The organism is Methylophaga muralis (assembly GCF_001720165.1).
GTDB lineage: Bacteria > Pseudomonadota > Gammaproteobacteria > Nitrosococcales > Methylophagaceae > Methylophaga > Methylophaga muralis.
Window position 1 is genome coordinate 11,995 of record NZ_MCRI01000027.1, and the last position, 22,876, is coordinate 34,870.

The following is a 22,876-nucleotide window of genomic DNA, read 5'->3' on the forward strand; positions in this document are numbered from 1 at the left end:
AGCTGCTTATTTCTTCGCAGCAGCTTCACGCTCTTTAACTTGTTTAATAACTTCATCTGACACGTTACGTGGGCAAGGCAGATAGTGCAAGAACTCCATAGAGAACTGACCACGGCCTGAAGTCATCGTACGCAATGAACCGATGTAACCGAACATTTCGCTCAGTGGTACTTCTGCTTTAATACGAACACCAGTTGCACCCGCATCTTGTGATTTGATCATGCCACGGCGACGGTTCAAGTCACCGATAACATCACCGACGTTATCATCTGGGCAGAACACATCTACTTTCATGATAGGTTCCAGCAATTGCGGACCCGCTTTTGGAATCGTTTGACGGAAAGCACCCATCGCAGCGATTTCAAAGGCCATTGCTGATGAATCCACGGCATGGAATGCACCATCAAACAAGTTAACTTTGACGTCAAGTAACGGGAAGCCAGCCAATACACCACGGCCCATCATTTTCTTGAAGCCGGCATCAACTGCAGGCCAGTATTCGCGAGGAACACTACCACCGGTAACAGATGATTCAAACTGGTAACCACTGCCTGGCTCACCTGGTTCAATAATGTAGTCGATACGTCCAAACTGACCAGAACCACCTGATTGTTTCTTGTGGGTGTAACTGTCTTCGATTTTTTTCGTGATTGTTTCACGGTAGGCTACTTGTGGCTCACCAACAATAACGTCAACGTTATGGGTACGTTTCAAGATATCAACTTTGATATCCAAATGTAATTCGCCCATACCTTTCATGATGGTTTCACCGCTGTCTTCATCGGTTTCAACACGGAAAGATGGATCTTCTTTAATCATTTTACCCAGTGCGATACCCATTTTTTCAGCCGCTGCTTTATCTTTAGGCGCAATGGCGATTGAGATAACGGGATCCGGGAATACCATCGGTTCCAAGGTAGCTGGGTTTTTCGGATCACATAATGTGTGACCGGTTTGTACATCTTTCATACCGACGATAGCAATAATGTCACCCGCTTGAGCGTAATCTAATTCGTTACGGTCATTAGCATGCATTTCCACCATACGGCCAACACGTTCTGTTTTACCTGTGAAAGTATTGAGGATAGTGTCGCCTTTTTTCAATTCGCCAGAGTAGATACGAACGAAAGTTAGTGCGCCAAAACGGTCATCCATGATTTTGAATGCCAGGGCACGTAACGGGCCTTTGATATCAACAATCGCGTGTTTACCAGTTTCGTTACCTTCCAAGTCAACTTCTGGTTGTGGGTCAACTTCAGTTGGATCAGGCAGGTAATCAACAACCGCATCCAGCACTAACTGCATACCTTTGTTTTTAAATGAGCTACCGCAGTAAGTCGGGAAGAAATCCAATTGCAATGTACCTTTACGGATACATCTTTTCAGATCTTCAATAGAAGGCTCTTCACCATCAAGATATTTGCCCATCAGATCATCGTCTTGCTCTACAGCAGTTTCGATCAGTTTTTCACGCCATTCTTCAATAGCATCAGCCATATCAGCTGGTGGCTCTTCGATGGTGTAATCTTCAGCGCTCTTGTCATCTTTCCAGATCCACGCTTTGCGGGTCAGCAAGTCGACAACACCGGTAAATTCATCTTCGATACCGATTGGCAGAACCATTACCAGCGGTGTTGCCGCCAGAACGTCTTCAACCTGTTTTACAACACGGAAGAAGTCAGCACCAATACGGTCTAATTTGTTGACATAGATCAGACGTGAAACTTCAGAGTCATTCGCATAACGCCAGTTGGTTTCTGATTGTGGTTCAACACCACCGCTACCACAGAAAACACCGATACCGCCGTCAAGTACTTTCAGTGAACGGTAAACTTCGATAGTGAAGTCAACGTGACCTGGAGTATCGATAACGTTCAGTCGGTGACCTTTCCATTCACAGGTAGTCGCCGCTGACTGGATAGTAATTCCGCGCTCAGCTTCCTGATCCATGAAGTCCATTGTGGATTCACCATCATGTACTTCACCAGACTTATGGATTTTGCCGGTCAGTTTAAGGATACGTTCTGTCGTGGTGGTTTTGCCCGCGTCAACGTGAGCGAAAATACCAATATTTCTGTACTTGGATAAATCGGAAGCCATAAATCCTGTCTCTATTGTGTGAATAACCGATGCTGTTTACATCATCAGGGAGTTAAACCCGCAAATTCTAACTACTATCCATTGCGTTGCATCTTGAATTAACGTAAATAGCTGTCAGCGCGCTTGATAACAGACTTTTGAAATTTTGGATTGTGTTGCTATGTACTTAACGAGCGCATATTTGCGATTTTTAGCGGAGCTTTTTCTGTAATGGCAACCATTGGTGCCGATACACGACTCCAGGAGTGGCAAACACCAGAAACAAACTCAAAATGGTGACAAAAAACTCCCACTGTTGCGGGTAAATATTACCGGAGAATTGCTGCTCAAACCCAATCGCCACTAATAAAGCGACAAAATAATACACCGTGACTTCCATTACTCTAAGCCAGGCATTTTTGCCATTTTTTAATGGGATAACAACAAACAAACGTGAATTTACCCACGGCAGATTTGCCAAAACAAACATACTCAACAACATTAACCAAATCGACATCTTTAAAACCTAACTAAATATTCTGGCGCATAGCGCAAATAAAGCCCCGGGGAACAAGCCGAGGAATAATGCTGCCAACACATTACCACTCAATAAATATTGCATTGAAGTTGACGCTTCAATACGAGGCTGTTCGGTTAGCGTATCAAAAAACATGACTTTAACGACGCGTAAATAATAATAAGCGCCAATAACTGACATGACTACGGCGACTATCGCAACGGCAAGTAAGTTAACATCGACGACCGCTTTAATCACGCTTAATTTGGCATAAAAACCCGCCAGCGGTGGAATACCTGCCATGGAAAACATCAGTAATAGCATCATTAGCGCATGCCAGGGATGTCGTTGCCCCAAACCTTTAAAGTCCTCGATTTCTTCAGCTTCAAAGCCTTCACGACTCAGTAACAGAATCATGCCGAAACTGCCTAAGGTCATCAGTGCGTAGACTAAGGTATAAAACAACGCGGCGGCAAATCCTGCCTGACTTCCCGCTAAAACGCCTAACAACAAAAAACCGACGTGTGAAATAGTCGAATAAGCCAACATACGTTTTAGATTAGTCTGCGCTATCGCCAATAAATTACCGACCACAATCGACAACACCGCCAACATAATCAGCATATCGCGCCAAACGCTAAGCATATCGCCCATGCCTTCGGTTAATATGCGAATCAACAAGGCAAAGGCTGCTATTTTGGGGGCACTGGCCACAAATAAGGTAATCGCAGTCGGCGCGCCTTGATACACATCCGGTAACCACATATGAAACGGCACCGCACCAAACTTAAAGCCGATACCAATCACCAGAAATACAATACCCAGACTTAGCACTGTCTGATTTAATTCTTCATTGGCTATAGCCGTCGCAATCGCCTCAATCCCTAACTCGCCAGTCACACCGTAAATAATCGACATACCGTAGAGCAACATGCCCGACGCCAAAGCCCCAAGTATGAAATATTTCATCCCGGCTTCTGTTGCGGTAAACGAATCGCGATGCATCGCCACCAAGGCATATAAACAAAGTGACATCAGTTCCAAACCTAAATACAAGGTCAGAAAATTATGTGCTGATACCATCACCAACATGCCGAGGGTGGAAAATAAGACCAACACATAAAACTCGCCCTGCAATAATTTGCGCACCTGCAGATAACGATAGGAGTAACTCAGCACCAGCATATTCACCAGACAGATCGCCAGTTTGAGCACATCACTCAACGGATCTTTGATATAGGTCTCAGAGAAGGTCAGACCGCCCTCACCCATCATCCAGAAAACCGTCATAAAGGTAATCAACAAGCTTAATTGGCTTAACGCATGCACCAGATTAATTTGGCGATTACCGGTAAAAGCCACCACCAATAGCACGATGCAGCACATTGCCAGCAACAACATCTCTGGCAAGGCAAACAGCATATTCGGAACCTCAAACGCCATCTGGTGTTTCCTTTAAAGCTTTGACTGAGTGATTTGCAGCAGCAGATTATCTACCGAAGCGTGCATCACATTAAGTAACGGATCGGGCCAGATACCAATCACTAAGACAATAACCGCCAGACTTGCCAACAGCAGCATTTCTCGTGAATTAATATCCTGTAATTTGGCGACTTCATCATTGGCGATCTCTCCAAAAAATACCCGTTTGACCATCCACAAGGTATAAGCCGCGCCCAGGATTAATGTCGTGGCCGCCAGAAATGCATACCAGAAGTTGGCCTGAAATGCCGCCAGAATCACCATAAATTCGCCAACAAAACCGGACGTGCCGGGCAATCCGGCATTGGCCATTGCAAAGAACACGGCCAGCGCGGTAAATTTCGGCATGCTGTTGGCAACTCCACCATAAGCACTGATTTCACGGGTATGCATCCGGTCATATAACACACCGACACTGAGGAACATCGCTGCGGCAATAAAACCATGCGAAATCATCTGCACCATCGCGCCTTCAATGGCCAACACTTGCCCATTACCGATGCCGATAGTGATTGCCTCATTGGCGGTAATCCGAAACACGATAAACAAACCCAAGGTCACAAAGCCCATATGGGCGATACTCGAATAGGCAATCAGCTTTTTCAGATCCGATTGGGCCAGCGCAACAAAACCGATATAAACAATGGCAATCAACGATAAGCCGATAACCAGCCAGTCCAGCGTCATACTGGCATCCGGGGTAATCGGCAAAGCAAACCGCAATAATCCATAGCCACCGATTTTCAGCGTGATCGCCGCCAGAATCACCGAGCCACCTGTAGGTGCTTCAACGTGTGCATCAGGTAACCAGGTATGTACCGGCCACATTGGAATCTTTACCGCAAAAGCAATTAAGAAGGCGAGGAAAATCCATATCTGTTGAGTCAGGGTCAAGCTGACATCGTGGAAGTCCAGAATCGAAAAACTGCCCGCCTGGAATTGCAAATACAACAATGCGATGAGTAAAAACACCGAGCCAAAAAAGGTGTAGAGGAAAAACTTGATAGTGGCATAGACCCGGTTCGGCCCACCCCAGATACCAATCACCAGAAACAGCGGTATCAGCATTGCTTCGAAAAACAGATAAAACAAAATAGCATCGAGTGCTGCAAACACGCCCAGCATCAAGCCTTCCATAATCAAAAAAGCAGCCATATATTGAGCTGCCCTATCCTGGATGACCTGCCAGCCGGCGATCACCACAAGCACAGTAGAAATTGTAGTCAGAATCATTAGCGGCATCGAAAAACCATCAACGCCAAGGTAATACTCGATATTAAATGTGGCAATCCAGGACAATCGTTCAACAAACTGCATTTGATGAGTGGTCGAATCAAACCCGATATACAACAAAAAAGACAGCAGCATCGTTACTACACTGACAATCAAAGCTAACTGACGAGCCAGCAAATGATTCTGTTTGCATAACAGCAGTAGGCCACCGCCAATAATTGGCAGCAAAATCAATATACTGAGCAGCGGAAAGTCCATCATTTAATCAGCTTGTTCCTAAACCACAAACCAGGTGAGCAACAGCCACACCCCGATAATCATTACAAAGGCGTAATGGTACAAATAACCGCTCTGCATTTTGCGCCCTACTCTCGATATTAAGCCCACTGTTCTCGCTGCACCGTTAACCACTAAACCATCAATTAGTACTCGGTCACCAACGCGGGAAAATAGCCAGCCTAATCCGCGTGATCCACCGGCAAACACTTTGTCGTTAAATGCATCAAAGCCATATTTATTTTCCAGAATTTGCCATAACCACATCATTCTTTGCTGAATTTTGGCAGGAAAATCCGGACGTTTAAGATACAGATACCAGGCGGTTACCAAACCGGCCATCGCCAGCCAGAACGGCGCTGTCAACAAACCATGAGTGATAAACCCAATCAAGCCATGATAATTTGCTGCGCTCAGCACATCATGCTGAGGCATAACGGATATCGCATCGCTAAAGAAGTTTCCATACACCAGAGTGCCAATTAAATACCCGGCTAATACCGACGGAATCGCCAGTAAGATCAACGGCCAGGTAACTACTCCGGGGGATTCATGTGGCGGATGACCGTGCGCATCGAAGCGTTCTTTACCGTGAAACACCAAAAACAATAGGCGAAAGCTGTACAAGCTAGTGACAAATACCCCAATCATTACTGCCCATAAGGCAAAGCTACTGCCTGGGATGGTAGATTCATGCACCGCCATAATGATGGCATCTTTGGAAAAAAAGCCCGCCAGCCCTGGAAAACCAATTAATGCCAGCGTACCAATCAGACTGGTCCAGTAAGTAATCGGCAGATATTTTTTCAGCCCACCCATTTTCCGAATATCCTGCTGATGATGCAGGGCCAGAATGACTGAGCCGGCTGCCAGAAACAGTAACGCTTTAAAAAAGGCATGGGTGAATAAATGGAATATTGCCGCAGAATAAGCTGACACCCCAAGCGCTACTGTCATATAACCAAGCTGTGATAGGGTCGAATAAGCAATAACTCGTTTGATATCGTTCTGAATTAAGCCCAAAAAGCCCATAAACAAAGCGGTAATCGCACCTATCACCAGAATAAATGACAGTGCAGTTTCAGAATATTCATATAAAGGTGACATCCTCGCCACCATAAAAATACCGGCCGTGACCATGGTTGCGGCATGAATCAAGGCTGATATCGGGGTCGGGCCTTCCATTGAATCCGGTAACCAGACATGCAGAGGAACCTGCGCTGATTTACCCATTGCGCCGATAAATAACAGAATGCCAATCACCGTCATTAGCGACCAGGCATGATTGCCAAACAAGGTAATCGTCTGACCGGCCATAACTGGTGCCTGATTAAATACTTCCAGATAATCCAGACTGCCGGAATACATTAGTACGGCAGCAATACCCAGCAGAAAGCCGAAGTCACCCACACGATTGACCAGAAATGCCTTGAGATTGGCGTAAATCGCCGTGGGCTTTTTGTACCAGAAACCAATCAGCAGATAGGAAACCACGCCAACCGCTTCCCAGCCAAAAAACAGCTGCATAAAGTTATTGGCCATGACCAGCATCAGCATCGAGAAGGTAAACAGCGAAATATAACTGAAAAAACGGCTGTAGCCGTCATCGTCATGCATATAACCAATGGTGTAGATATGCACCATCAGCGATACAAAGGTCACGACGGTCATCATCACGGCAGTCAGCGAATCGACCATAAAGCCGACTTCAATGCTCAGGCTGCCAACCTGCATCCATTGATATACCGCTTGGTTATAGGTAGCCCCATCCATCACAACCAGCTTCAAAACCCAGAGTGATAAGAAAAAGGCTATGCTCACCCCGCAATTGCCGCTCGATGAGACCAGTTACGACCAATCTTCCGGCCAAACAAACCGGCAATAATGCTGCCCAGTAATGGTGCTAAAACGATGGTCAGTAACAAGGATTGCGTCATGCCATCAACCTTTCAACCGGTTGAGATCATCAACATTGATGGTGCTGAGATTACGGAATAACACCACCAGAATTGCCAGACCAATCGCCGCCTCTGCTGCAGCAACCGTCAGAATAAAAAACACAAACACCTGGCCGGCGGCATCACCGGCATAATGCGAAAAAGCGATAAAGTTAAGGTTCACCGCTAACAACATTAATTCAATGCACATCAGCAAAATAATGATGTTTTTACGATTGAGAAAAATACCCGCAACTGAAAGGCTAAACAGAATAGCTGCAACAATCAGATAGTCAGATAAGGCAATCATGATGATTTCCCGTCTTGGCGTTTTTCGGAGGCCATTTTGACCAGACGTACGCGATCTTTGCTACGTACTTTGACCTGCTGCGCAGGATCTTGAGTTTTGCGTTTATGTGGTCGTAAGGTCAGCATAATCGCTGCCACAATCGCCACCGTTAGGATTACCGAAGCAATCTCAAACGGATACACATACACCGTATACAACAGTCGGCCGAGCACTTTCGTATTACTTTCTGTTGAAGCTTCTGGAGCTGGAAACTGTTCCAAGCCGAAGTTTGCCGCGCCTAAAACCGCAATTAATTCCAGCACAATCAATACCGCTACAAATAAACCTAATGGCAGATAACGGCTGAATCCCTCTTTGAGTGAGCTGGTATCGATATCCAGCATCATCACCACAAACATAAACAACACCAGTACCGCACCGACATAAACCAATACCAGCGTTATTGCTAAAAACTCGGCTTCCAGCATCAACCAGATTGCCGCGCTGGTAAAAAAGGCCAATACCAGAAACAATGCTGCACGCACCGGATTTCGTACCGTGATCACCATAGTGGCGGCAAACAGTAAAATGGCGGCAAAACAATAAAACAGTATTTTTTCCATAAATTTCCGGCCTAACGATAAGGCGCGTCGGCCTCCCGATCAGCAGCAATTTCCGACTCGTATTTATCGCCAATCGCCAGCAACTGCTGTTTGTCCATAATATTTTCGCCACGATTTTCAAAATGATAGGCAAACACTCGGGTTTCCACTATTGAATCAACCGGACAGGATTCTTCACAAAACCCGCAATAAATACATTTAAATAAATCGATGTCATAACGAGTGGTACGGCGGGTACCATCTTCGCGTGGTTCGGTATCAATTGTAATAGCCAATGCCGGACAAACTGCTTCACACAGCTTGCAGCCAATGCAGCGCTCTTCACCATTTGGGTAACGGCGCAAAGCATGCAAACCACGGAATCGAGGCGATTGCGGTGTCTGTTCTTCAGGATATTGCACTGTGACTTTGCGGGAAAATAAATGCCGGCCGGTCAACCGCAAGCCTTGAACTAATTCCCACAACAAAAAGCTTTTGAAAAAGTGACGAATGGATTGCATCATGGTGTGGACACCTCCACCACGTCGCTAAACCAAGGGCCAATATCAAACACCTGCATGGTCGAAATCACCACCAGCCATACCAGGGTTACCGGAATAAACACTTTCCAGCCGAGACGCATCACCTGATCATATCGATAGCGAGGAAAGGTGGCGCGGATCCATAAATAGATAAAGAGAAACATGCTGGTTTTCAGTAATAGCCACACCAGTCCGGGTACCCAGGCAAACATTGACTCCAGTACCGGAATACCCTCAAATGGCGACAGCCAGCCGCCCATGAACAAGGTAGCGGCAAGGATCGAAATTAAAATCATATCGGCGTATTCAGCGAGGAAGAAAATCGCAAATGCCATACCGGAATATTCGACATGAAAGCCGGCAACAATTTCGGATTCGCCTTCAGCAATATCAAACGGCGCCCGATTGGTTTCTGCCACACCAGAGATAAAATAGACCACAAACAAGGGTAATAACGGCAACCAATACCAGTAAAAAATACCGCCTTGCTGAGCCATAACAATCTCACTCAGATTCAAACTGCCAGCGGCAATCAATACGCCGACCAAAGCAAAACCCATGGCGATTTCATACGACACCACTTGAGCGGCGCTACGCATCGCGCCTAAAAACGCATAACGTGAATTTGAGGCCCAACCGGCAATAACAATGCCGTACACCCCCATAGAAGTGATGGCTAAAACATATAACAATCCGGCATTAATATCGGCCAATACCATGCCAGCGTCGAATGGAATAACCGCCCAGGCCGCCAAAGCAGGACCGATTGCTAATACCGGAGCCAACACAAATAAATAAAGATTGGATCGGGTGGGCACGATGATTTCTTTCAGTAACAGCTTGAGACCATCAGCGATTGGTTGCAGTAATCCGCGAGGACCGACACGATTTGGACCAATACGCATCTGGATATAGCCAATCACTTTTCGCTCAGCCAAGGTCAGATAGCTACCGCCAACATTAATAACGCGATAATCAGCAAAATTTTGCCGATGTTGGGGAGCAACTGTTGCATCACGATATCAAGCATCAATGCTCTCCATCATCGCTGATAATTCAACATTGCCAAAAGCGTTACCAAGCCGAGCACTCAGCGGAGAAGCCGCTGCCAGATGCGCCATGTTTTCAGCAACCTGTTCATCAATTAATACGGTGGCGGATACTGCAAATTCATCCTGCTGAATCTGTACCGCATCCCCTTGATGCAAACCATACTTTTCCGCCAGAGCCGGAGAAATACGCATGGTATCCAGAAACTGATTTTCCGGAGTCAGTTGAAGTGCTTTGCTGTGTCTGACCAAACTATCGGTGCGATAGACCGGTACTTCTGAAATAAGCTGAACGCCATTAACGTTCGTTATTTCTGCTGGAATATAAATCGATTTTCTGGCTGAAGATAAACGATTGAGCTGATCCTGAAGTTCCTGACGAACACCTTCTGAGGAAACATAATCGAAACCGTTGAACTTCGAAATATTGCCAAGCACCCGCAGAATCTTCCAGCCTGGACGACTTTCACCAGGTGGAGCAACCGCTCCAGTAAAAGATTGCCATTGATGATCGAGGCCAACAAAGGTACCTGATGTTTCGGTAAATGCCGCCAGCGGTAATAGCACATCGGCATAATCACGCAGGCTGTCGCATTGAAAACTGTTTATTGCCATCACAAACCCAGCCCGTTGCAAGGCTAATAAAGCAGCGGCTGGATCAGCGCAATCAAACTCCGGTTCAATGTTGAATAACACATACGCACGTAACTGCTCTTCCCAGATCGCATTTGCATTCAGGCCATCTTTCAATTCTTGAGATGCATCGCAATGTGGCAATGCACCAGCCAAATGTAAGGCCTGACTGTTCGCATCCGGCAAAATAAGCAAATGCGCGCCGGTTAGTTCACTAATGAGTGCTGCTAAAGAGCGAATCGCAGATGCCTGAGGATGTTGATTAGCCAATGCGCCGACAATAATGACGGCTTGGTGGGCATTCGCCAGCTGCATCGCGATATTTTGTTCTGTGGCTGACGGCGCTTTTTCACGCATCATGTGCCGCCAAGCTTTTGCCGTAGTTTCATCCACACGTTGCAATAAGGTTTTCGCAACACCACTCAATAAAACGAATAATTGTGCTGAATTTACGACTACCTGCCGATCAACTGGCATCAACAAATCGGTTTTGAAGAAATTAATATCACTGATCAATCCACCAGCATAAGCTGATTGACGGACTCGGTGTGCCAACAGCGGTGCTTCACTGCGAATATTGCAGCCCAACAGCACAATCGCATCACTGCTTTCAATATCAGCCAGACTCATCGCAGAAAATTGGTCATGACCGGCATCGCTGAAATCCTGCTGACGTAAGCGATGGTCTACGTTTTGGCTGCCAAATGCTCTCAACCATTTCTGAAACAGGTAGCCCTCTTCCAGTGTTGCAGTGGGTGAAATTAAACCGGCAATCTGATCGGCACCATTTTTAGTTTTAACGTGCTTAAGACCGTCTACCGCAAACTCCATCGCTGTTTGCCAGTCCGTAACCTGCCACTCACCATTTTGTTTAATCATCGGATTTAACAAACGGTCTGGATGTTTTAAGCCAAGGTAACTGAAACGATCCCGATCGGAAATCCAGCTTTGATTCACCGAATCATTGTCTCTGGCTACCACTCGCATCACTTCATTCTGCCGGGTGTGAAGATCGAGATTCGATCCAACTGCATCGTGCATAGCAATGGATGGATGTGAAGTCATCTCCCATGCCCGAGCTTTATAGCGGAACGGTTTAGAGGTCAGTGCGCCTACCGGGCACAGATCGATAATATTGCCGGACAGCTCTGAGGCCAGACTATGCTCAACATAGGTGCCGATTTCCATATGTTCACCACGGCCAGTCGCGCCTAATTCTTTGATACCGGCAATTTCCTGACCAAAGCGTACGCAGCGGGTGCAGTGGATGCATCGCGTCATATCGGTCTGTACTAATGGCCCGATATCTTTGTCTTTGACGACACGTTTCTTTTCACTGAAACGGCTGATACCACTGCCGTAACCCAACGATAGATCCTGCAACTCACACTCTCCGCCCTGATCACAAATCGGGCAGTCCAACGGATGATTGATCAGTAAAAACTCCATCACTCCGCGTTGTGCCTGCAAGGCGATTTCGGATTGAGTAAATACTTTCATACCGTTGGCAACTGGCGTGGCACATGCGGGTAATGCTTTACGCGCTTTATCAACTTCGACCAGACACATCCGGCAGTTAGCGACTATCGACAGATTTTTGTGATAACAAAAACGCGGAATATCGATGCCTGCCTCATCAGCGGCCTGAATAATCATTTTGGCTGAATCCACTCTTAGTGGAATGCCATCTATTTCGATATTAACCATAGTTCAGCTTCAATTCTGGCTCGCTGACCAGACAACATTTATGATCAATGTGATATTGGAATTCATCGCGGAAATGCTTGATAAAGCTGATAACTGGCGCAGCAGCGGCATCGCCTAATGCACAAATGGTATTACCATTAATATTGTTAGCAACATCAATTAATCGATCCAGATCTTCCTGACGACCCTGGCCATCTTCTATGCGTTTAATCACCCGGTATAACCAGCCAGTGCCTTCACGACATGGCGTGCACTGACCACAAGATTCTTCATAATAAAAATAGGCGATACGTTCCAAGGCCTTGACCATGCAGGTGGTTTCATCCATCACAATGACTGATCCTGCACCCAGCATAGAACCGGCTTTGCCGATACCGTCGTAACTCATTGCGGTTTGCATCATCACATCCGCTGGTACCACCGGAGTGGAACTGCCACCGGGAATCACTGCTTTAAGTTTATTGCCATTACGAACGCCACCAGCGAGTTCCAATAATTCTGCAAACGGCATACCTAACGGGACTTCGTAATTACCCGGTTTATTCACATGACCACTCATGCAGAATATTTTCTGTCCACCATTATTGGGCGTTCCCAACTCATGGAACCAGTCAGCACCATGTTGCAAAATCACCGGCACCGAGGCCAATGTTTCAGTGTTATTAACGGTTGTTGGTCGACCATATAAGCCATAACCAGCAGGGAAAGGAGGCTTATATCTTGGCTGGCCTTTTTTGCCTTCCAGGGATTCCAATAAAGCGGTTTCTTCACCGCAAATATATGCTCCTGCTCCCGGGTGGCAAAAAAGCTCAAAATTAAAGCCGCTATTGAGAATGTTTTTACCCAGATAACCAGCTTCTCGAGCTTCGATTAAGGCTTGCTCAAACCGTTCAATTGGCTCAAAAAATTCACCCCGGATGTAGTTATAACCACGTTGAGCACCGATGGTATATCCAGCGATAATCATGCCTTCAATCACCTGATGCGGGTTGAAACGGATAATATCGCGATCTTTACAGGTACCCGGTTCGCCTTCATCTGAGTTGCAGACAATATATTTATCGCCCGGCATGCGGCGTGGCATAAAACTCCATTTCAAACCGGTTGGAAAACCGGCACCGCCACGACCACGTAAGGCTGAATTCTTGATGATCTCAATGATGGTTTCCTGGCGAGTCTTCTCACGCAGGATTTTTTCCAGCATCTGGTAACCACCAACGCTGCGGTAAGATTCCATCGACCAAGGCTGGTCGAGATGCATTGTGCGAAAACAAACCTGATCCAGCTGCATCATTTTACCTCGCCCAATAAAGCATCAACTTTGTCTGGTGTCAGATGCTCATGATATTGCCGATCCAGCAACAGCATCGGCGCGCCGACACAGGCGCCCAGGCACTCTACTTCTTTAAGCGTGAATTTTCCGTCAGCAGTGGTCTGGCCGAAACCAATACCAAGGCGTTTCTGTAAATGATTGGCGATCTCTTCAGAGCCACATAATAAACAAGAGATATTGGTGCACACACTGATTTTGTGTTTACCGACGGGCTTGAGTTCAAACATCGTGTAAAACGTCGCCACTTCAAACACACTGATAGCTGGAATTTCAAGGTAGTCAGCCAAGGCGCGCATCAGGCCCTCACTCAGCCAGCCATCATGTGAATCCTGCAGAATATGCAAAGCTGGAATTACAGCAGATTGGGATTGTCCGGGCGGATATTTACTGATCCAGCTATCCAACTGCTGCCGTATAACTTGGTTAAATAATTGATCTCTATGTCCGGTGAGCTGTAATGCTGTAGTCATCGGTCAATCTCCCCGAACACAATATCCATGGTGCCGATAATCGCCACCACGTCCGCGAGTAAATGCCCTTTGGCCATTTCATTCATCGCTGCCAGATGCGGAAACCCCGGTGCACGAATTTTGACTCGATAAGGTTTATTAGCACCATCCGACACCATGTAAATGCCAAACTCGCCTTTGGGATGCTCTACCGCGCTATACACTTCGCCTTCCGGCACACAATAACCTTCGGTGAACAATTTAAAATGATGGATTAACGCTTCCATATCATCTTTCATATCAGCGCGGCTGGGCGGTGCAACTTTGACGTTATCAATAATCACCGGGCCGGGGTTGACCCGCAGCCAATCAATACATTGCTGCATAATTTTATTGGACTGACGCATTTCTTCAACGCGGACCAGATAACGATCGTAACAATCGCCTTCTTTCCCCACTGGTATATCAAAATCCAGGCGGTCATAAACTTCGTAGGGCTGCTTTCGACGCAGATCCCACTCGACTCCACTGCCTCGTAACATCGGACCGGTAAAACCAAGCTGTAATGCTCGTTCCGGTGATACCACTCCGATGCCTACCGTACGTTGTTTCCAGATACGGTTATCGGTTAGCAACGTTTCATATTCATCGACGCATTTGGGAAAGCGCTGACAAAAATCTTCAATAAAATCCAGCAGACTGCCTTCACGGCTTTGGTTTAACTTTTTAACTTCAGCTTCAGAATGCCATTTGGACTTTTGATATTGCGGCATGCTGTTAGGTAAATCACGATAGACCCCACCCGGACGATAATAGGTTGCGTGTAAACGCGCACCAGAGACTGCTTCATAGCAGTCCATCAGATCTTCACGTTCACGGAAGCAATACAGGAATACCGTCATCGCCCCGATATCCAGACCATGCGCTCCGAGCCACATTAAGTGATTCAAAACGCGGGTCATTTCATCAAATAAAACCCGGATGTATTGCGCCCGAATCGGTGGTTCAATGCCCAACAGCTTTTCGATTGCCATAACGTATGCATGTTCGTTACACATCATCGACACATAATCCAGTCGATCCATATAACCGATGCTCTGGTTATAGGGCTTGGATTCCGCCAGTTTTTCAGTTCCGCGGTGCAACAGGCCAATATGCGGATCAGCGTGCACGATGACCTCGCCATCCATTTCCAAGATCAAACGCAATACGCCATGTGCCGCCGGATGTTGCGGCCCAAAGTTCAAGGTGTAGTTTTAATCTCAGCCATTATTTTTTGGCCTTGCCAGCAGATTGCAAATAACGGTTATCGTCACGAATCACTCGGGGTACTAATGTTCTGGGCTCAATGCTGACCGGTTGATAGATCACCCGTTTCTGCTCTGGGTCATAAAGCATTTCCACATTACCAATTAACGGGAAATCTTTGCGGAATGGATGGCCGACAAAACCATAGTCGGTCAAAATACGTCGCAAATCCTGATGACCTTTGAACAGAATGCCAAACAAATCAAATGCTTCACGCTCATACCAATCAGCCGAATGCCAGATAGAAGTCACTGAATCAATAATTGGTGTTTCTGCAATCAAATCTACTTTCAATCGCACTCGATTATTGTTTTGCACCGATAGCAGGTGATACACCACGGCATAACGAAAGCCCTCATCAACATCGTCAATCTGCGAAAAGGCTTCACGAGCACGACTGAAGCCATGCTCTGTCGCCTGTTTTGTTTCCCAGCCACTGTTGCCGTAGGCTGAATAATCCACTCCACACAAATCGATTAATTGGGTAAATGTAAACTCATCACGTAATGCTTTGCATACCGGAATAATCTGTTCAGCTTCAATATGCAGTGTTAGTTCACCACGATTCAACTCGCATTCCACCAGTTGGTCGGCAAAATGCTGTTGCAGTTTCTGTTTCAGCGATTCCATGCTTCAACCTACGCCTGAACTTGTTTAGCAATTGTGTTAGTGCGCTGAATTTTTTTCTGTAACTGAATAATTCCATACAGCAACGCTTCTGCTGTGGGTGGGCAACCCGGTACATAAATATCCACTGGCACAATACGATCGCAACCCCGCACCACCGAATAGGAATAGTGATAATAACCACCACCATTCGCGCAAGAGCCCATTGAAATCACCCAACGCGGTTCCGACATCTGGTCATACACCTTACGCAGAGCAGGTGCCATTTTGTTGACCAAGGTTCCGGCCACAATCATTACATCTGATTGACGCGGGCTTGGCCTAAATACCACACCAAAACGATCCAGATCATAGCGTGAGGCCCCGGCATGCATCATTTCCACTGCACAGCAAGCCAGGCCAAAAGTCATCGGCCATAAAGATCCTGTTCGTGCCCAATTGATTAACTTATCCGCTGAAGTGGTGACTATACCTTCATGAAAAACGCCTTCTATTCCCATTCCAAGGCTCCTTTTTTCCATTCATAGATAAAGCCCACCACCAGAATCGCCAAAAACAGAAACATCGCCAGCAAACCAAATACACCGATGTCATCAAGCACAATGGCCCAGGGGAATAAAAAAGCGATTTCGAGATCAAAGATAATGAACAGAATAGCGACTAAGTAATAACGCACATCGAATTTGCCATGAGTGTCTTCAAAAGGTTCAAACCCACATTCATAGCTGGAGCGTTTTTCGGCATCAGGCCGGTGTGGCCCGATAATAAAGCCAGCGATTAACGGCATCACACCGAAGCCGATGCCGATAATGATAAACAACAAAATGGGGAGGTATCCCTCTAACATGACGCCCTTCCACTCTCTCGAGATTTAGTGTCTGTGTGACACCTGATAGTTATTATTGTTTTAAGAAATCAAACTTATTTAAACAGCTCACGATACTACACTTTAAATCGCAGTATTTGAAGCTCAGATTATGTCCGAAAAGACTGACTGAATCATATGCGTTTAAGTGAGAGATTATTCCAAGTATGACAAAAATAGCAGCAAACACTGCAATCATGAATGAGTTGGAATAGGCACTGCATTAGCTGATTGTGGACTTGATTAAACCTGAAGCTACTCATCGCAACGACCTGTATAATCCTGCTGCATAATTTGCAGATTTTTAGCTGTCTGCATAACCTTTACATTCCTTCAAACAACGACAATGTCACTTTAATGAGGTTGTCATTTCCCTACTGTCACTACTGAGTTTTATATGTATGGTCTGATCTTCGCCATTGCCGCTTATGTTATCTGGGGCAGCTTCCCACTTTATTTCAGTTATCTGAATAGCGTTTCAGCGGTTGAAGTGTTGTCACACCGTATCCTCTGGTCCTTGCTGGCGACTGTTGTAGTTGGTCTGCTGCTCGGTCGTGGACGTAAGTTAATCAAGACCTTTGCTGATAAAAAATTATTATTGTGGCTGGCATTGTCTTCATTACTGATTGCCGTTAATTGGTTAATTTTTATCTGGGCCGTTTCACAACATCGAGTATTGGAAGCCAGCCTTGGTTATTTCATTACGCCAGTGATGAGTCTGTTATTGGCAAGGTGGTTGTTAAATGAACAACTACATCCATTACAGGCCTGGGCGGGAGTGATTGCAACTGTGGCCATAATCTGGGAATGGTTCAGCCTTGGAAGCCTGCCATGGGTTGGTTTATCACTGGCCCTGGCATTTGCCTTGTATGGATTAATCCGTAAAAACATCCGGTTGATGGTGTGAATGGACTGACAATTGAAACCTTATGGCTGGCGCCTATAGCCTTAGCCTGGATCCTCTGGCAATCAACTAACGCTGATTACAACTTGGCGTTCGGGGACTCTACACAACTGACATTATTATTAATAGGCTCGGGGCTGCTCACCGCTTTGCCATTGGTGCTGTTTGCCATGGCGGCCAGTCGAGTCGATTTATCGGTAGTGGGATTTATTATGTACATTAATCCGACTATTCAGTTTGTGATTGGAGTTTATGTACTCAAAGAAGCGTATCCACCTGAAAGGCTGATTACTTTTGGCCTAATCTGGATAGCATTAATTTTCTTTATAGTGGGCATGTGGAAAAAACATCGTCGGCAGGCTTAATTGCTAACCTTAAACATTAAACAACTGGCATGCCATTTATTGTGAGAGTGAATTAATTACTTCATACGATAGATAATAAAAAACCCGCCAGTGTCTAACACTGGCGGGTTTGATGTATTGGTGCGTCGGCCTCATTCGAATTATCAGCGAAAGCGCGCATCAAGTATAGCTTTGATGAGTGGTTCTTTTTGGTGTTGGCACCATAGTTGGCACCAAATATTCAGCCCTTGAAATCAAACATCAGGTTTTCTAAATGTTCGACTTAATAAAAATTAAGCCTTTTTACTGTGTCAGAAAACTCGCTTACAGTGACTCGCGGCAATACCTTTTTATAAAAGAAAGTTTCCCTCTAAAGCCTGTTCGCTTTTGTTCAGACATAAAGCCTGAAACATACATAGGATAATATTTTTGCAGTATAGATTTGGCTCGTTTAGCATTTAGCCACCGATTTAAAACGTGTTTGGGTAAATCAACAGCTAATCACTGGCGAGATATGGCTTTCACATGAAAAATCAACATTAAGTGAACAGCATACAAATGGAATTGAGCAAGTAACCAAGCAGTTACTAGCTAGCCAGTCCCGTTTAAGATAGTTTGGTTTTTCTTCTCAATCCCATAAAGCCGAGCAGTGCCGGAGCGAATAAAAACAGGCTCGCTGGCAATGGTACTTCTGATATTTCTACAGGCTCTGGAATGACATTAAATTCAAAAAATACATAAGCATCACGGGCGCTCGATGTACCATAGATTCCTGTATGAAATATATCCCCCGCATTCATGCTCACATCAAATGATCCAGAAGGGTATTCAGCTATATTGGTAAACTCCCCATCGAACAAGAAAGAGCCAGAAAGAATGTTTTGCGTTCCCCAGGAAACTGTAAAATCAATGTCCTGAAGAACTTTAAATCTTTCTCCAGCAGCATAACCGCGAAAAACAGCTTCAAAAAACTCTAATCCACTGGTCTCTTCAATCATCCCAGTTTCAAAATAAAAGTAATCATTGGTATCGGCTGGCAATGATTCGGCTGGCTCTAACATTGTGAATGATCCCATCTGATAATAACCACATTTATAGCCCGTGCAATATGAACCAGCGGGATTGAAGGGGTGAGCATCCTCACCAAGTCCATACGGAGAAAAGTATAAGGATGCTGCGCTTGCTGCTGATATGCCAAATGAAATAAATAATGTAAATACATAAAATATTGCTTTCACGGGACTCCCTCCAATAGTGTGAACCCGATCCTTGGTAAAGGATCATGTTGAAATGCCCAATATAACGGCCCAATAAATAATTAACTTTTTGATTATCAGGCTAGATTATGATGATTTTATTTTTTTTCTTAAGCCAATAAAGCCAAGTAGGGCTGGAGCAAAGAGATACAAGGCTGCAGGGATAGGGACTTGTGATAAGTCAGTCATTTTTAATTGTAAATTGGCATCTGCAGAAAAGGCTTCTCCGGCCATGTAAATGTTAAATTCCTGCCCGATATAAAATTTCTGTAAAAAACTACCGGATGTTGCGTCAAAGTTATTACCATCGAAACTAAGATAAAATGAATCGACACCAGTAGCATTCCACTCAAAATTTATAGGCGCGTTTTTAATTACTTGGAATGTTTGAGATACCCACATTTCACGCAAATGGATGTTTTCTTTATCGACAAAAAGATATTCATCATCAATGTCATCTAAATCACCGTAATACATTTGATAAATTTCTGTGGGGAGAAAAACTGAGGGGTCAAAGAGATTTAAGCTGCATGAAGCTTCACCACAACCGTATTCGTACCCAATATAAATTCCGGCTGGTGCGGCCACTCCGTCAAACGAGCTTATGCCGTGTTGAATAAACGGTGCAGAATAAACATTAACACTGAAAAATAAAGCGCAGATTATCAGGATAGCTTTCACGGGACTCCCTCCATAGAAGTGTGATAGAGATCACAAAATATTCTGTGGGCTAGATGGTGTCAAATAATTATTGAATTCATTTAACGCTATTCGGACAGAACACACATAATCTTTTAACAGTGACTTATCTTTAAACTTCTACGCGCGTATTGCTCCGAAAACCCATTAGGCTTTTTAGTTTTCTGACACTATAAAAAGGACTACTCGTAAGTCTCGTAAAACTCTGCAATATCATCAAGCCTATAGAACCTGCCACCAGATTTATAAATTGGTTTAAGTGGACAATCATCCAGTAAAACAATCTCAACAAAAACATCGGACTTTAATCTCAACATATCAGCAGCAAGCCACTCAGGAACTAGCGGATCGTGAGTTACAGTCAGCTTGAAGCTATTCATCCTCTCTTTCAGCTGCTCAATTATTTCAGCTCGGTTTTTTGCTTTCTTTTGCATTTTTGTAAATGTTGCCTGGTTAATTCACGCGCGCGTATATGTCGGCAATTAATGATATTCAAAGCTGTTAAAGCTTGCCTATTTTTTAGCCCTGATTTGGGTTCAGAAACTCTAGGTAAATTTATATTACATAGCACAAAACATCAGGTTTTATCTGGTTTTACGGTCTAAGTTTTTCTGATAATTTCTTTACCGTACCCTTGCCGTAATCTTGACCTTTGCATGGGGTTGATCTTGGGCTTTTAACCTTTCAAACAGGCGTTCACTTTTATAGATAACCCTTTGTTTTCCATAGTCTAGCGCGTTCACTTTTTTTATTTATGCAAAGCAGCGTTTTATGGCCAAATGTCATTACTGACCCTACCCTTAACCTTACCCTTTATTTGTTGCCACTTTGACCAGCTTAGACAGAATAATGAATGGTAGAAATGATCAACGGTAAGTTAGGGTAAGGCTTTAATATTCTGCTCGCGTAGTGACTACGATAAAACCTTGCTCATGATGTGACTTCGGAAAAGTCTTCCTCGCGTAGTGATGTCAGAAAAAACTTGCTCGCTTAATGACTATCCCGCACAGGTTTCATCATTATTCAACCATCTTTTTACGTCATCGCTGTAGCTTTTATCTGTACAAAAGGCGTTACATTCACCCTCTGACATATAGAGTTTTGAGCCATCACCATCAACCATCATTCGCAACTTAAACATTGGTTGTCTACTTTCATATCCTAAGTCTGGTGCCCATCTTTTAACTGATAGGCCATAGCCAGACCTTTGAACAATGACACCATCCTGAAATGCTGAATATTCTTTTGCCCAACATTGCTTAGCTAATCGGGTCAATCTATCCATTACAACATCACGATTTTGTTCAAGTTTTATTTCCCCTGTGTCACGTAAATTTGTTGACGTAGCACACCCCTGAATTAAAGCTATTGCACAAAATATTAATATTCTTGAGTTCACATAAATTCCTTTTTGTTTTATCGGCATTTATCGATCCAACCTTCCTCAAAATGAAAAGTTAGTGGCTATTGTATCGGAAGCTTGTTACGAATTTATTGGCTTCTCTGGGCTTTTTTACGATACCCACCCTATACGAAACTAAATCTTAATTAGCAGACTTTAAATAAAGGTTTCGTTAATCACTCGGTCATAGTAGGCATCAACAGTTTCGTGCTCGCGTCGATTATATTCATACACCCTTATTTGTCTTTCCTTATCCCTTATAACTGCATTATGGGTTAATGGTTTCATGTTGTATGTTGTATGTTTTAATGGGGCTGAATTAGTGCTTGAGATCAGGTTAAAATGCGGCTTTACACGGTTTTCAATATCCAACCCTTCGCCACTACTTCGCCTACTTGTCGCCATGTCGTCGCCGATAAGTCGCCTGGGTCTTGCTTGTTTTTGACGCATGTAATGCCCTCTCGGTTTTCCCTTTAGCTGTCCTGTAACTGTCCATCCATCTTTTAATATTGGAAGGACTGGTTGTAGCTTTATCGCTTTAAAATAAAGGGCATTATTTACTGTTCTATGTTCTTCAAAACTTACAATGAATTTTACACCGTGGAAATGACTCAGAAGCTGCTGAGCCTTGCTAAATCGTTTTGTGGGGTTATCTCCGATAGATAGACGGTATAGTTTGGCAAAGTCGCTTTCTTTTGGAGCTGAGTAGTTTCCACTCGCTAACTTTTTGACATTTAGATACTTGATTACCTCTTGGCCATCATCCGTGAGCAGTTGAAGAATGAATATTGGCTTTTGACCACCTGGGCTTTTTATTGAGGCAATCTTGGTGCTCACACATTCACACTGGGCTGACTCGTATATCGTCCAGCCCGTTGTGTCGACTGCTGTGTTTCCCATCGGAGTTATCTGCTATGTGGCAGAAATTATGATTGATGGAATGACACGTATTTAGCCTCGCGGTGCTTTGTGCCGGTTCTATCTTCTGATCTTGTCCAATGTGTGACTATCTTATGCCCTGCTTCCCTGAGCTCATTTACTCGTGCCGCTGGGTGCATAATGCCCAGCTCATCACGACATTGGAGCGTGGTAAGCGAGCCATGCTCATTAAGATACTTCAAGATGGTAGATCGTTGGCTTGATGCTGAGTTATCCATTAGGCCACCTCGCTATCATTACGTGAGGCTTCGATACGATTTTTTAGCCATTGTTCGACTTCTGACTTTAACCAGCCAGAGCTACGTTCAGATAGTTTGATGGGTTTTGGGAATGTACCATTTGCAGCACCTCGATAGATTGACGAGCCACTTAGACCGGTAATTAGTTTTAATTCGGAAAGTTTT

At 44.8% G+C, this 22,876-nt stretch carries 23 protein-coding genes and 2 pseudogenes; 2 read left to right on the plus strand and 23 right to left on the minus strand.

Annotation, left to right across the window (positions count from 1 at the left end; genetic code table 11):
* Nucleotides 1-6: 6 nt before the first annotated feature.
* The 16 genes and pseudogenes from fusA to ndhC all read right to left on the minus strand — a co-directional run bounded on the left by fusA (nt 7) and on the right by ndhC (nt 16,910).
* On the minus strand, nt 7-2,100 hold the full coding sequence (gene fusA / locus A9E74_RS10340; RefSeq protein WP_069296547.1) for an elongation factor G: 2,094 nt from the start codon (nt 2,098-2,100) through the stop codon (nt 7-9).
* Nucleotides 2,101-2,290: 190 nt separating this feature from the next.
* Complete coding sequence (locus A9E74_RS10345; protein ID WP_069296548.1) at nt 2,291-2,596, minus strand: DUF2818 family protein; 306 nt, start codon at nt 2,594-2,596, stop codon at nt 2,291-2,293.
* A 9-nt stretch (nt 2,597-2,605) separates the two neighbouring features.
* The gene (gene nuoN, locus A9E74_RS10350; RefSeq protein ID WP_069296549.1) at nt 2,606-4,039 is read right to left on the minus strand and encodes an NADH-quinone oxidoreductase subunit NuoN; all 1,434 of its coding nucleotides are present in this window, start codon (nt 4,037-4,039) and stop codon (nt 2,606-2,608) included.
* 12 nt (nt 4,040-4,051) lie between these two features.
* Nucleotides 4,052-5,572 carry an NADH-quinone oxidoreductase subunit M gene (locus tag A9E74_RS10355; protein ID WP_069296550.1) on the minus strand — a complete coding sequence of 507 codons (1,521 nt, stop codon included), beginning with the start codon at nt 5,570-5,572 and terminating at the stop codon, nt 4,052-4,054.
* Between the two features lie 15 nt (nt 5,573-5,587).
* Nucleotides 5,588-7,524: pseudogene (nuoL, locus tag A9E74_RS10360) on the minus strand (NADH-quinone oxidoreductase subunit L).
* A gap of 4 nt (nt 7,525-7,528) precedes the next feature.
* The gene (gene nuoK / locus A9E74_RS10365) at nt 7,529-7,834 is read right to left on the minus strand and encodes an NADH-quinone oxidoreductase subunit NuoK (protein ID WP_069296551.1); all 306 of its coding nucleotides are present in this window, start codon (nt 7,832-7,834) and stop codon (nt 7,529-7,531) included.
* Nucleotides 7,831-8,436 carry an NADH-quinone oxidoreductase subunit J gene (locus A9E74_RS10370; protein ID WP_069296552.1) on the minus strand — a complete coding sequence of 202 codons (606 nt, stop codon included), beginning with the start codon at nt 8,434-8,436 and terminating at the stop codon, nt 7,831-7,833. Before A9E74_RS10370 ends, nuoK begins: the two co-directional genes overlap by 4 nt.
* Nucleotides 8,437-8,447: 11 nt before the next feature.
* The gene (gene nuoI / locus A9E74_RS10375; protein WP_069296570.1) at nt 8,448-8,936 is read right to left on the minus strand and encodes an NADH-quinone oxidoreductase subunit NuoI; all 489 of its coding nucleotides are present in this window, start codon (nt 8,934-8,936) and stop codon (nt 8,448-8,450) included.
* A pseudogene (gene nuoH, locus A9E74_RS10380) lies at nt 8,936-9,987 on the minus strand (NADH-quinone oxidoreductase subunit NuoH). Before nuoH ends, nuoI begins: the two are co-directional and overlap by 1 nt.
* A complete protein-coding gene (nuoG, locus tag A9E74_RS10385) occupies nt 9,980-12,346 on the minus strand; it encodes an NADH-quinone oxidoreductase subunit NuoG (protein WP_069296553.1) in 2,367 nt (788 codons plus the stop codon). Before nuoG ends, nuoH begins: the two are co-directional and overlap by 8 nt.
* Entirely contained in the window at nt 12,339-13,637 is a 1,299-nt protein-coding gene (gene nuoF / locus A9E74_RS10390; protein ID WP_218104305.1) for an NADH-quinone oxidoreductase subunit NuoF, read from the minus strand. The genes nuoG and nuoF overlap by 8 nt, the downstream gene beginning before the upstream one ends.
* The gene (gene nuoE, locus A9E74_RS10395) at nt 13,637-14,149 is read right to left on the minus strand and encodes an NADH-quinone oxidoreductase subunit NuoE (RefSeq protein ID WP_069296555.1); all 513 of its coding nucleotides are present in this window, start codon (nt 14,147-14,149) and stop codon (nt 13,637-13,639) included. The genes nuoF and nuoE overlap by 1 nt, the downstream gene beginning before the upstream one ends.
* On the minus strand, nt 14,146-15,375 hold the full coding sequence (locus A9E74_RS10400; RefSeq protein ID WP_069296556.1) for an NADH-quinone oxidoreductase subunit D: 1,230 nt from the start codon (nt 15,373-15,375) through the stop codon (nt 14,146-14,148). Before A9E74_RS10400 ends, nuoE begins: the two co-directional genes overlap by 4 nt.
* 22 nt (nt 15,376-15,397) lie before the next feature.
* Entirely contained in the window at nt 15,398-16,066 is a 669-nt protein-coding gene (locus A9E74_RS10405; RefSeq protein WP_069296557.1) for an NADH-quinone oxidoreductase subunit C, read from the minus strand.
* 8 nt (nt 16,067-16,074) lie between these two features.
* Complete coding sequence (locus A9E74_RS10410; protein ID WP_069296558.1) at nt 16,075-16,563, minus strand: NuoB/complex I 20 kDa subunit family protein; 489 nt, start codon at nt 16,561-16,563, stop codon at nt 16,075-16,077.
* Nucleotides 16,554-16,910 carry an NADH-quinone oxidoreductase subunit A gene (gene ndhC, locus A9E74_RS10415; protein WP_069296559.1) on the minus strand — a complete coding sequence of 119 codons (357 nt, stop codon included), beginning with the start codon at nt 16,908-16,910 and terminating at the stop codon, nt 16,554-16,556. Before ndhC ends, A9E74_RS10410 begins: the two co-directional genes overlap by 10 nt.
* A gap of 415 nt (nt 16,911-17,325) precedes the next feature.
* On the opposite strand from ndhC, the gene rarD reads away from it, so the two are divergent.
* Together rarD and A9E74_RS14795 are read left to right on the plus strand one after the other, a co-directional pair.
* Entirely contained in the window at nt 17,326-17,835 is a 510-nt protein-coding gene (rarD, locus tag A9E74_RS14790; RefSeq protein WP_245652144.1) for an EamA family transporter RarD, read from the plus strand.
* The gene (locus A9E74_RS14795) at nt 17,832-18,197 is read left to right on the plus strand and encodes an EamA family transporter (protein WP_245652145.1); all 366 of its coding nucleotides are present in this window, start codon (nt 17,832-17,834) and stop codon (nt 18,195-18,197) included. The genes rarD and A9E74_RS14795 overlap by 4 nt, the downstream gene beginning before the upstream one ends.
* Nucleotides 18,198-18,781: 584 nt before the next feature.
* Here the strand turns inward: A9E74_RS14795 and A9E74_RS10425 are convergent.
* The 7 genes from A9E74_RS10425 to A9E74_RS10450 form a co-directional block, all read right to left on the minus strand.
* A complete protein-coding gene (locus A9E74_RS10425; protein ID WP_141696799.1) occupies nt 18,782-19,414 on the minus strand; it encodes a VPLPA-CTERM sorting domain-containing protein in 633 nt (210 codons plus the stop codon).
* Between the two features lie 105 nt (nt 19,415-19,519).
* On the minus strand, nt 19,520-20,113 hold the full coding sequence (locus A9E74_RS10430) for a hypothetical protein (protein WP_069296561.1): 594 nt from the start codon (nt 20,111-20,113) through the stop codon (nt 19,520-19,522).
* 200 nt (nt 20,114-20,313) lie between these two features.
* Nucleotides 20,314-20,565 (minus strand): hypothetical protein, encoded by a 252-nt coding sequence (locus A9E74_RS10435; RefSeq protein ID WP_069296562.1) that lies wholly within the window; start codon nt 20,563-20,565, stop codon nt 20,314-20,316.
* A gap of 563 nt (nt 20,566-21,128) precedes the next feature.
* Nucleotides 21,129-21,557 carry a hypothetical protein gene (locus A9E74_RS10440; RefSeq protein ID WP_069296563.1) on the minus strand — a complete coding sequence of 143 codons (429 nt, stop codon included), beginning with the start codon at nt 21,555-21,557 and terminating at the stop codon, nt 21,129-21,131.
* A gap of 132 nt (nt 21,558-21,689) precedes the next feature.
* On the minus strand, nt 21,690-22,370 hold the full coding sequence (locus A9E74_RS10445) for a hypothetical protein (protein ID WP_141696800.1): 681 nt from the start codon (nt 22,368-22,370) through the stop codon (nt 21,690-21,692).
* Between the two features lie 89 nt (nt 22,371-22,459).
* Nucleotides 22,460-22,690 carry a helix-turn-helix domain-containing protein gene (locus A9E74_RS15075; RefSeq protein WP_084003041.1) on the minus strand — a complete coding sequence of 77 codons (231 nt, stop codon included), beginning with the start codon at nt 22,688-22,690 and terminating at the stop codon, nt 22,460-22,462.
* Nucleotides 22,690-22,876 (minus strand): AlpA family phage regulatory protein (locus A9E74_RS10450; protein ID WP_069296565.1); only part of this gene is annotated, 187 nt, incomplete at its 5' end. The genes A9E74_RS15075 and A9E74_RS10450, both read right to left, overlap by 1 nt.

What these genes read in the sequence shown, in the direction of transcription:
- fusA (WP_069296547.1), bottom strand. Translation starts at nt 2,100, where the DNA reads ATGGCTTCCGATTTATCCAAGTACAGAAATATTGGTATTTTCGCTCAC.
- A9E74_RS10345 (WP_069296548.1), bottom strand. Translation starts at nt 2,596, where the DNA reads ATGTCGATTTGGTTAATGTTGTTGAGTATGTTTGTTTTGGCAAATCTG.
- nuoN (WP_069296549.1), bottom strand. Translation starts at nt 4,039, where the DNA reads ATGGCGTTTGAGGTTCCGAATATGCTGTTTGCCTTGCCAGAGATGTTG.
- A9E74_RS10355 (WP_069296550.1), bottom strand. Translation starts at nt 5,572, where the DNA reads ATGATGGACTTTCCGCTGCTCAGTATATTGATTTTGCTGCCAATTATT.
- nuoK (WP_069296551.1), bottom strand. Translation starts at nt 7,834, where the DNA reads ATGATTGCCTTATCTGACTATCTGATTGTTGCAGCTATTCTGTTTAGC.
- A9E74_RS10370 (WP_069296552.1), bottom strand. Translation starts at nt 8,436, where the DNA reads ATGGAAAAAATACTGTTTTATTGTTTTGCCGCCATTTTACTGTTTGCC.
- nuoI (WP_069296570.1), bottom strand. Translation starts at nt 8,936, where the DNA reads ATGCAATCCATTCGTCACTTTTTCAAAAGCTTTTTGTTGTGGGAATTA.
- nuoG (WP_069296553.1), bottom strand. Translation starts at nt 12,346, where the DNA reads ATGGTTAATATCGAAATAGATGGCATTCCACTAAGAGTGGATTCAGCC.
- nuoF (WP_218104305.1), bottom strand. Translation starts at nt 13,637, where the DNA reads ATGCAGCTGGATCAGGTTTGTTTTCGCACAATGCATCTCGACCAGCCT.
- nuoE (WP_069296555.1), bottom strand. Translation starts at nt 14,149, where the DNA reads ATGACTACAGCATTACAGCTCACCGGACATAGAGATCAATTATTTAAC.
- A9E74_RS10405 (WP_069296557.1), bottom strand. Translation starts at nt 16,066, where the DNA reads ATGGAATCGCTGAAACAGAAACTGCAACAGCATTTTGCCGACCAACTG.
- A9E74_RS10410 (WP_069296558.1), bottom strand. Translation starts at nt 16,563, where the DNA reads ATGGGAATAGAAGGCGTTTTTCATGAAGGTATAGTCACCACTTCAGCG.
- ndhC (WP_069296559.1), bottom strand. Translation starts at nt 16,910, where the DNA reads ATGTTAGAGGGATACCTCCCCATTTTGTTGTTTATCATTATCGGCATC.
- rarD (WP_245652144.1), top strand. Translation starts at nt 17,326, where the DNA reads ATGTATGGTCTGATCTTCGCCATTGCCGCTTATGTTATCTGGGGCAGC.
- A9E74_RS10435 (WP_069296562.1), bottom strand. Translation starts at nt 20,565, where the DNA reads ATGCAAAAGAAAGCAAAAAACCGAGCTGAAATAATTGAGCAGCTGAAA.
- A9E74_RS10440 (WP_069296563.1), bottom strand. Translation starts at nt 21,557, where the DNA reads ATGCCGATAAAACAAAAAGGAATTTATGTGAACTCAAGAATATTAATA.
- A9E74_RS15075 (WP_084003041.1), bottom strand. Translation starts at nt 22,690, where the DNA reads ATGGATAACTCAGCATCAAGCCAACGATCTACCATCTTGAAGTATCTT.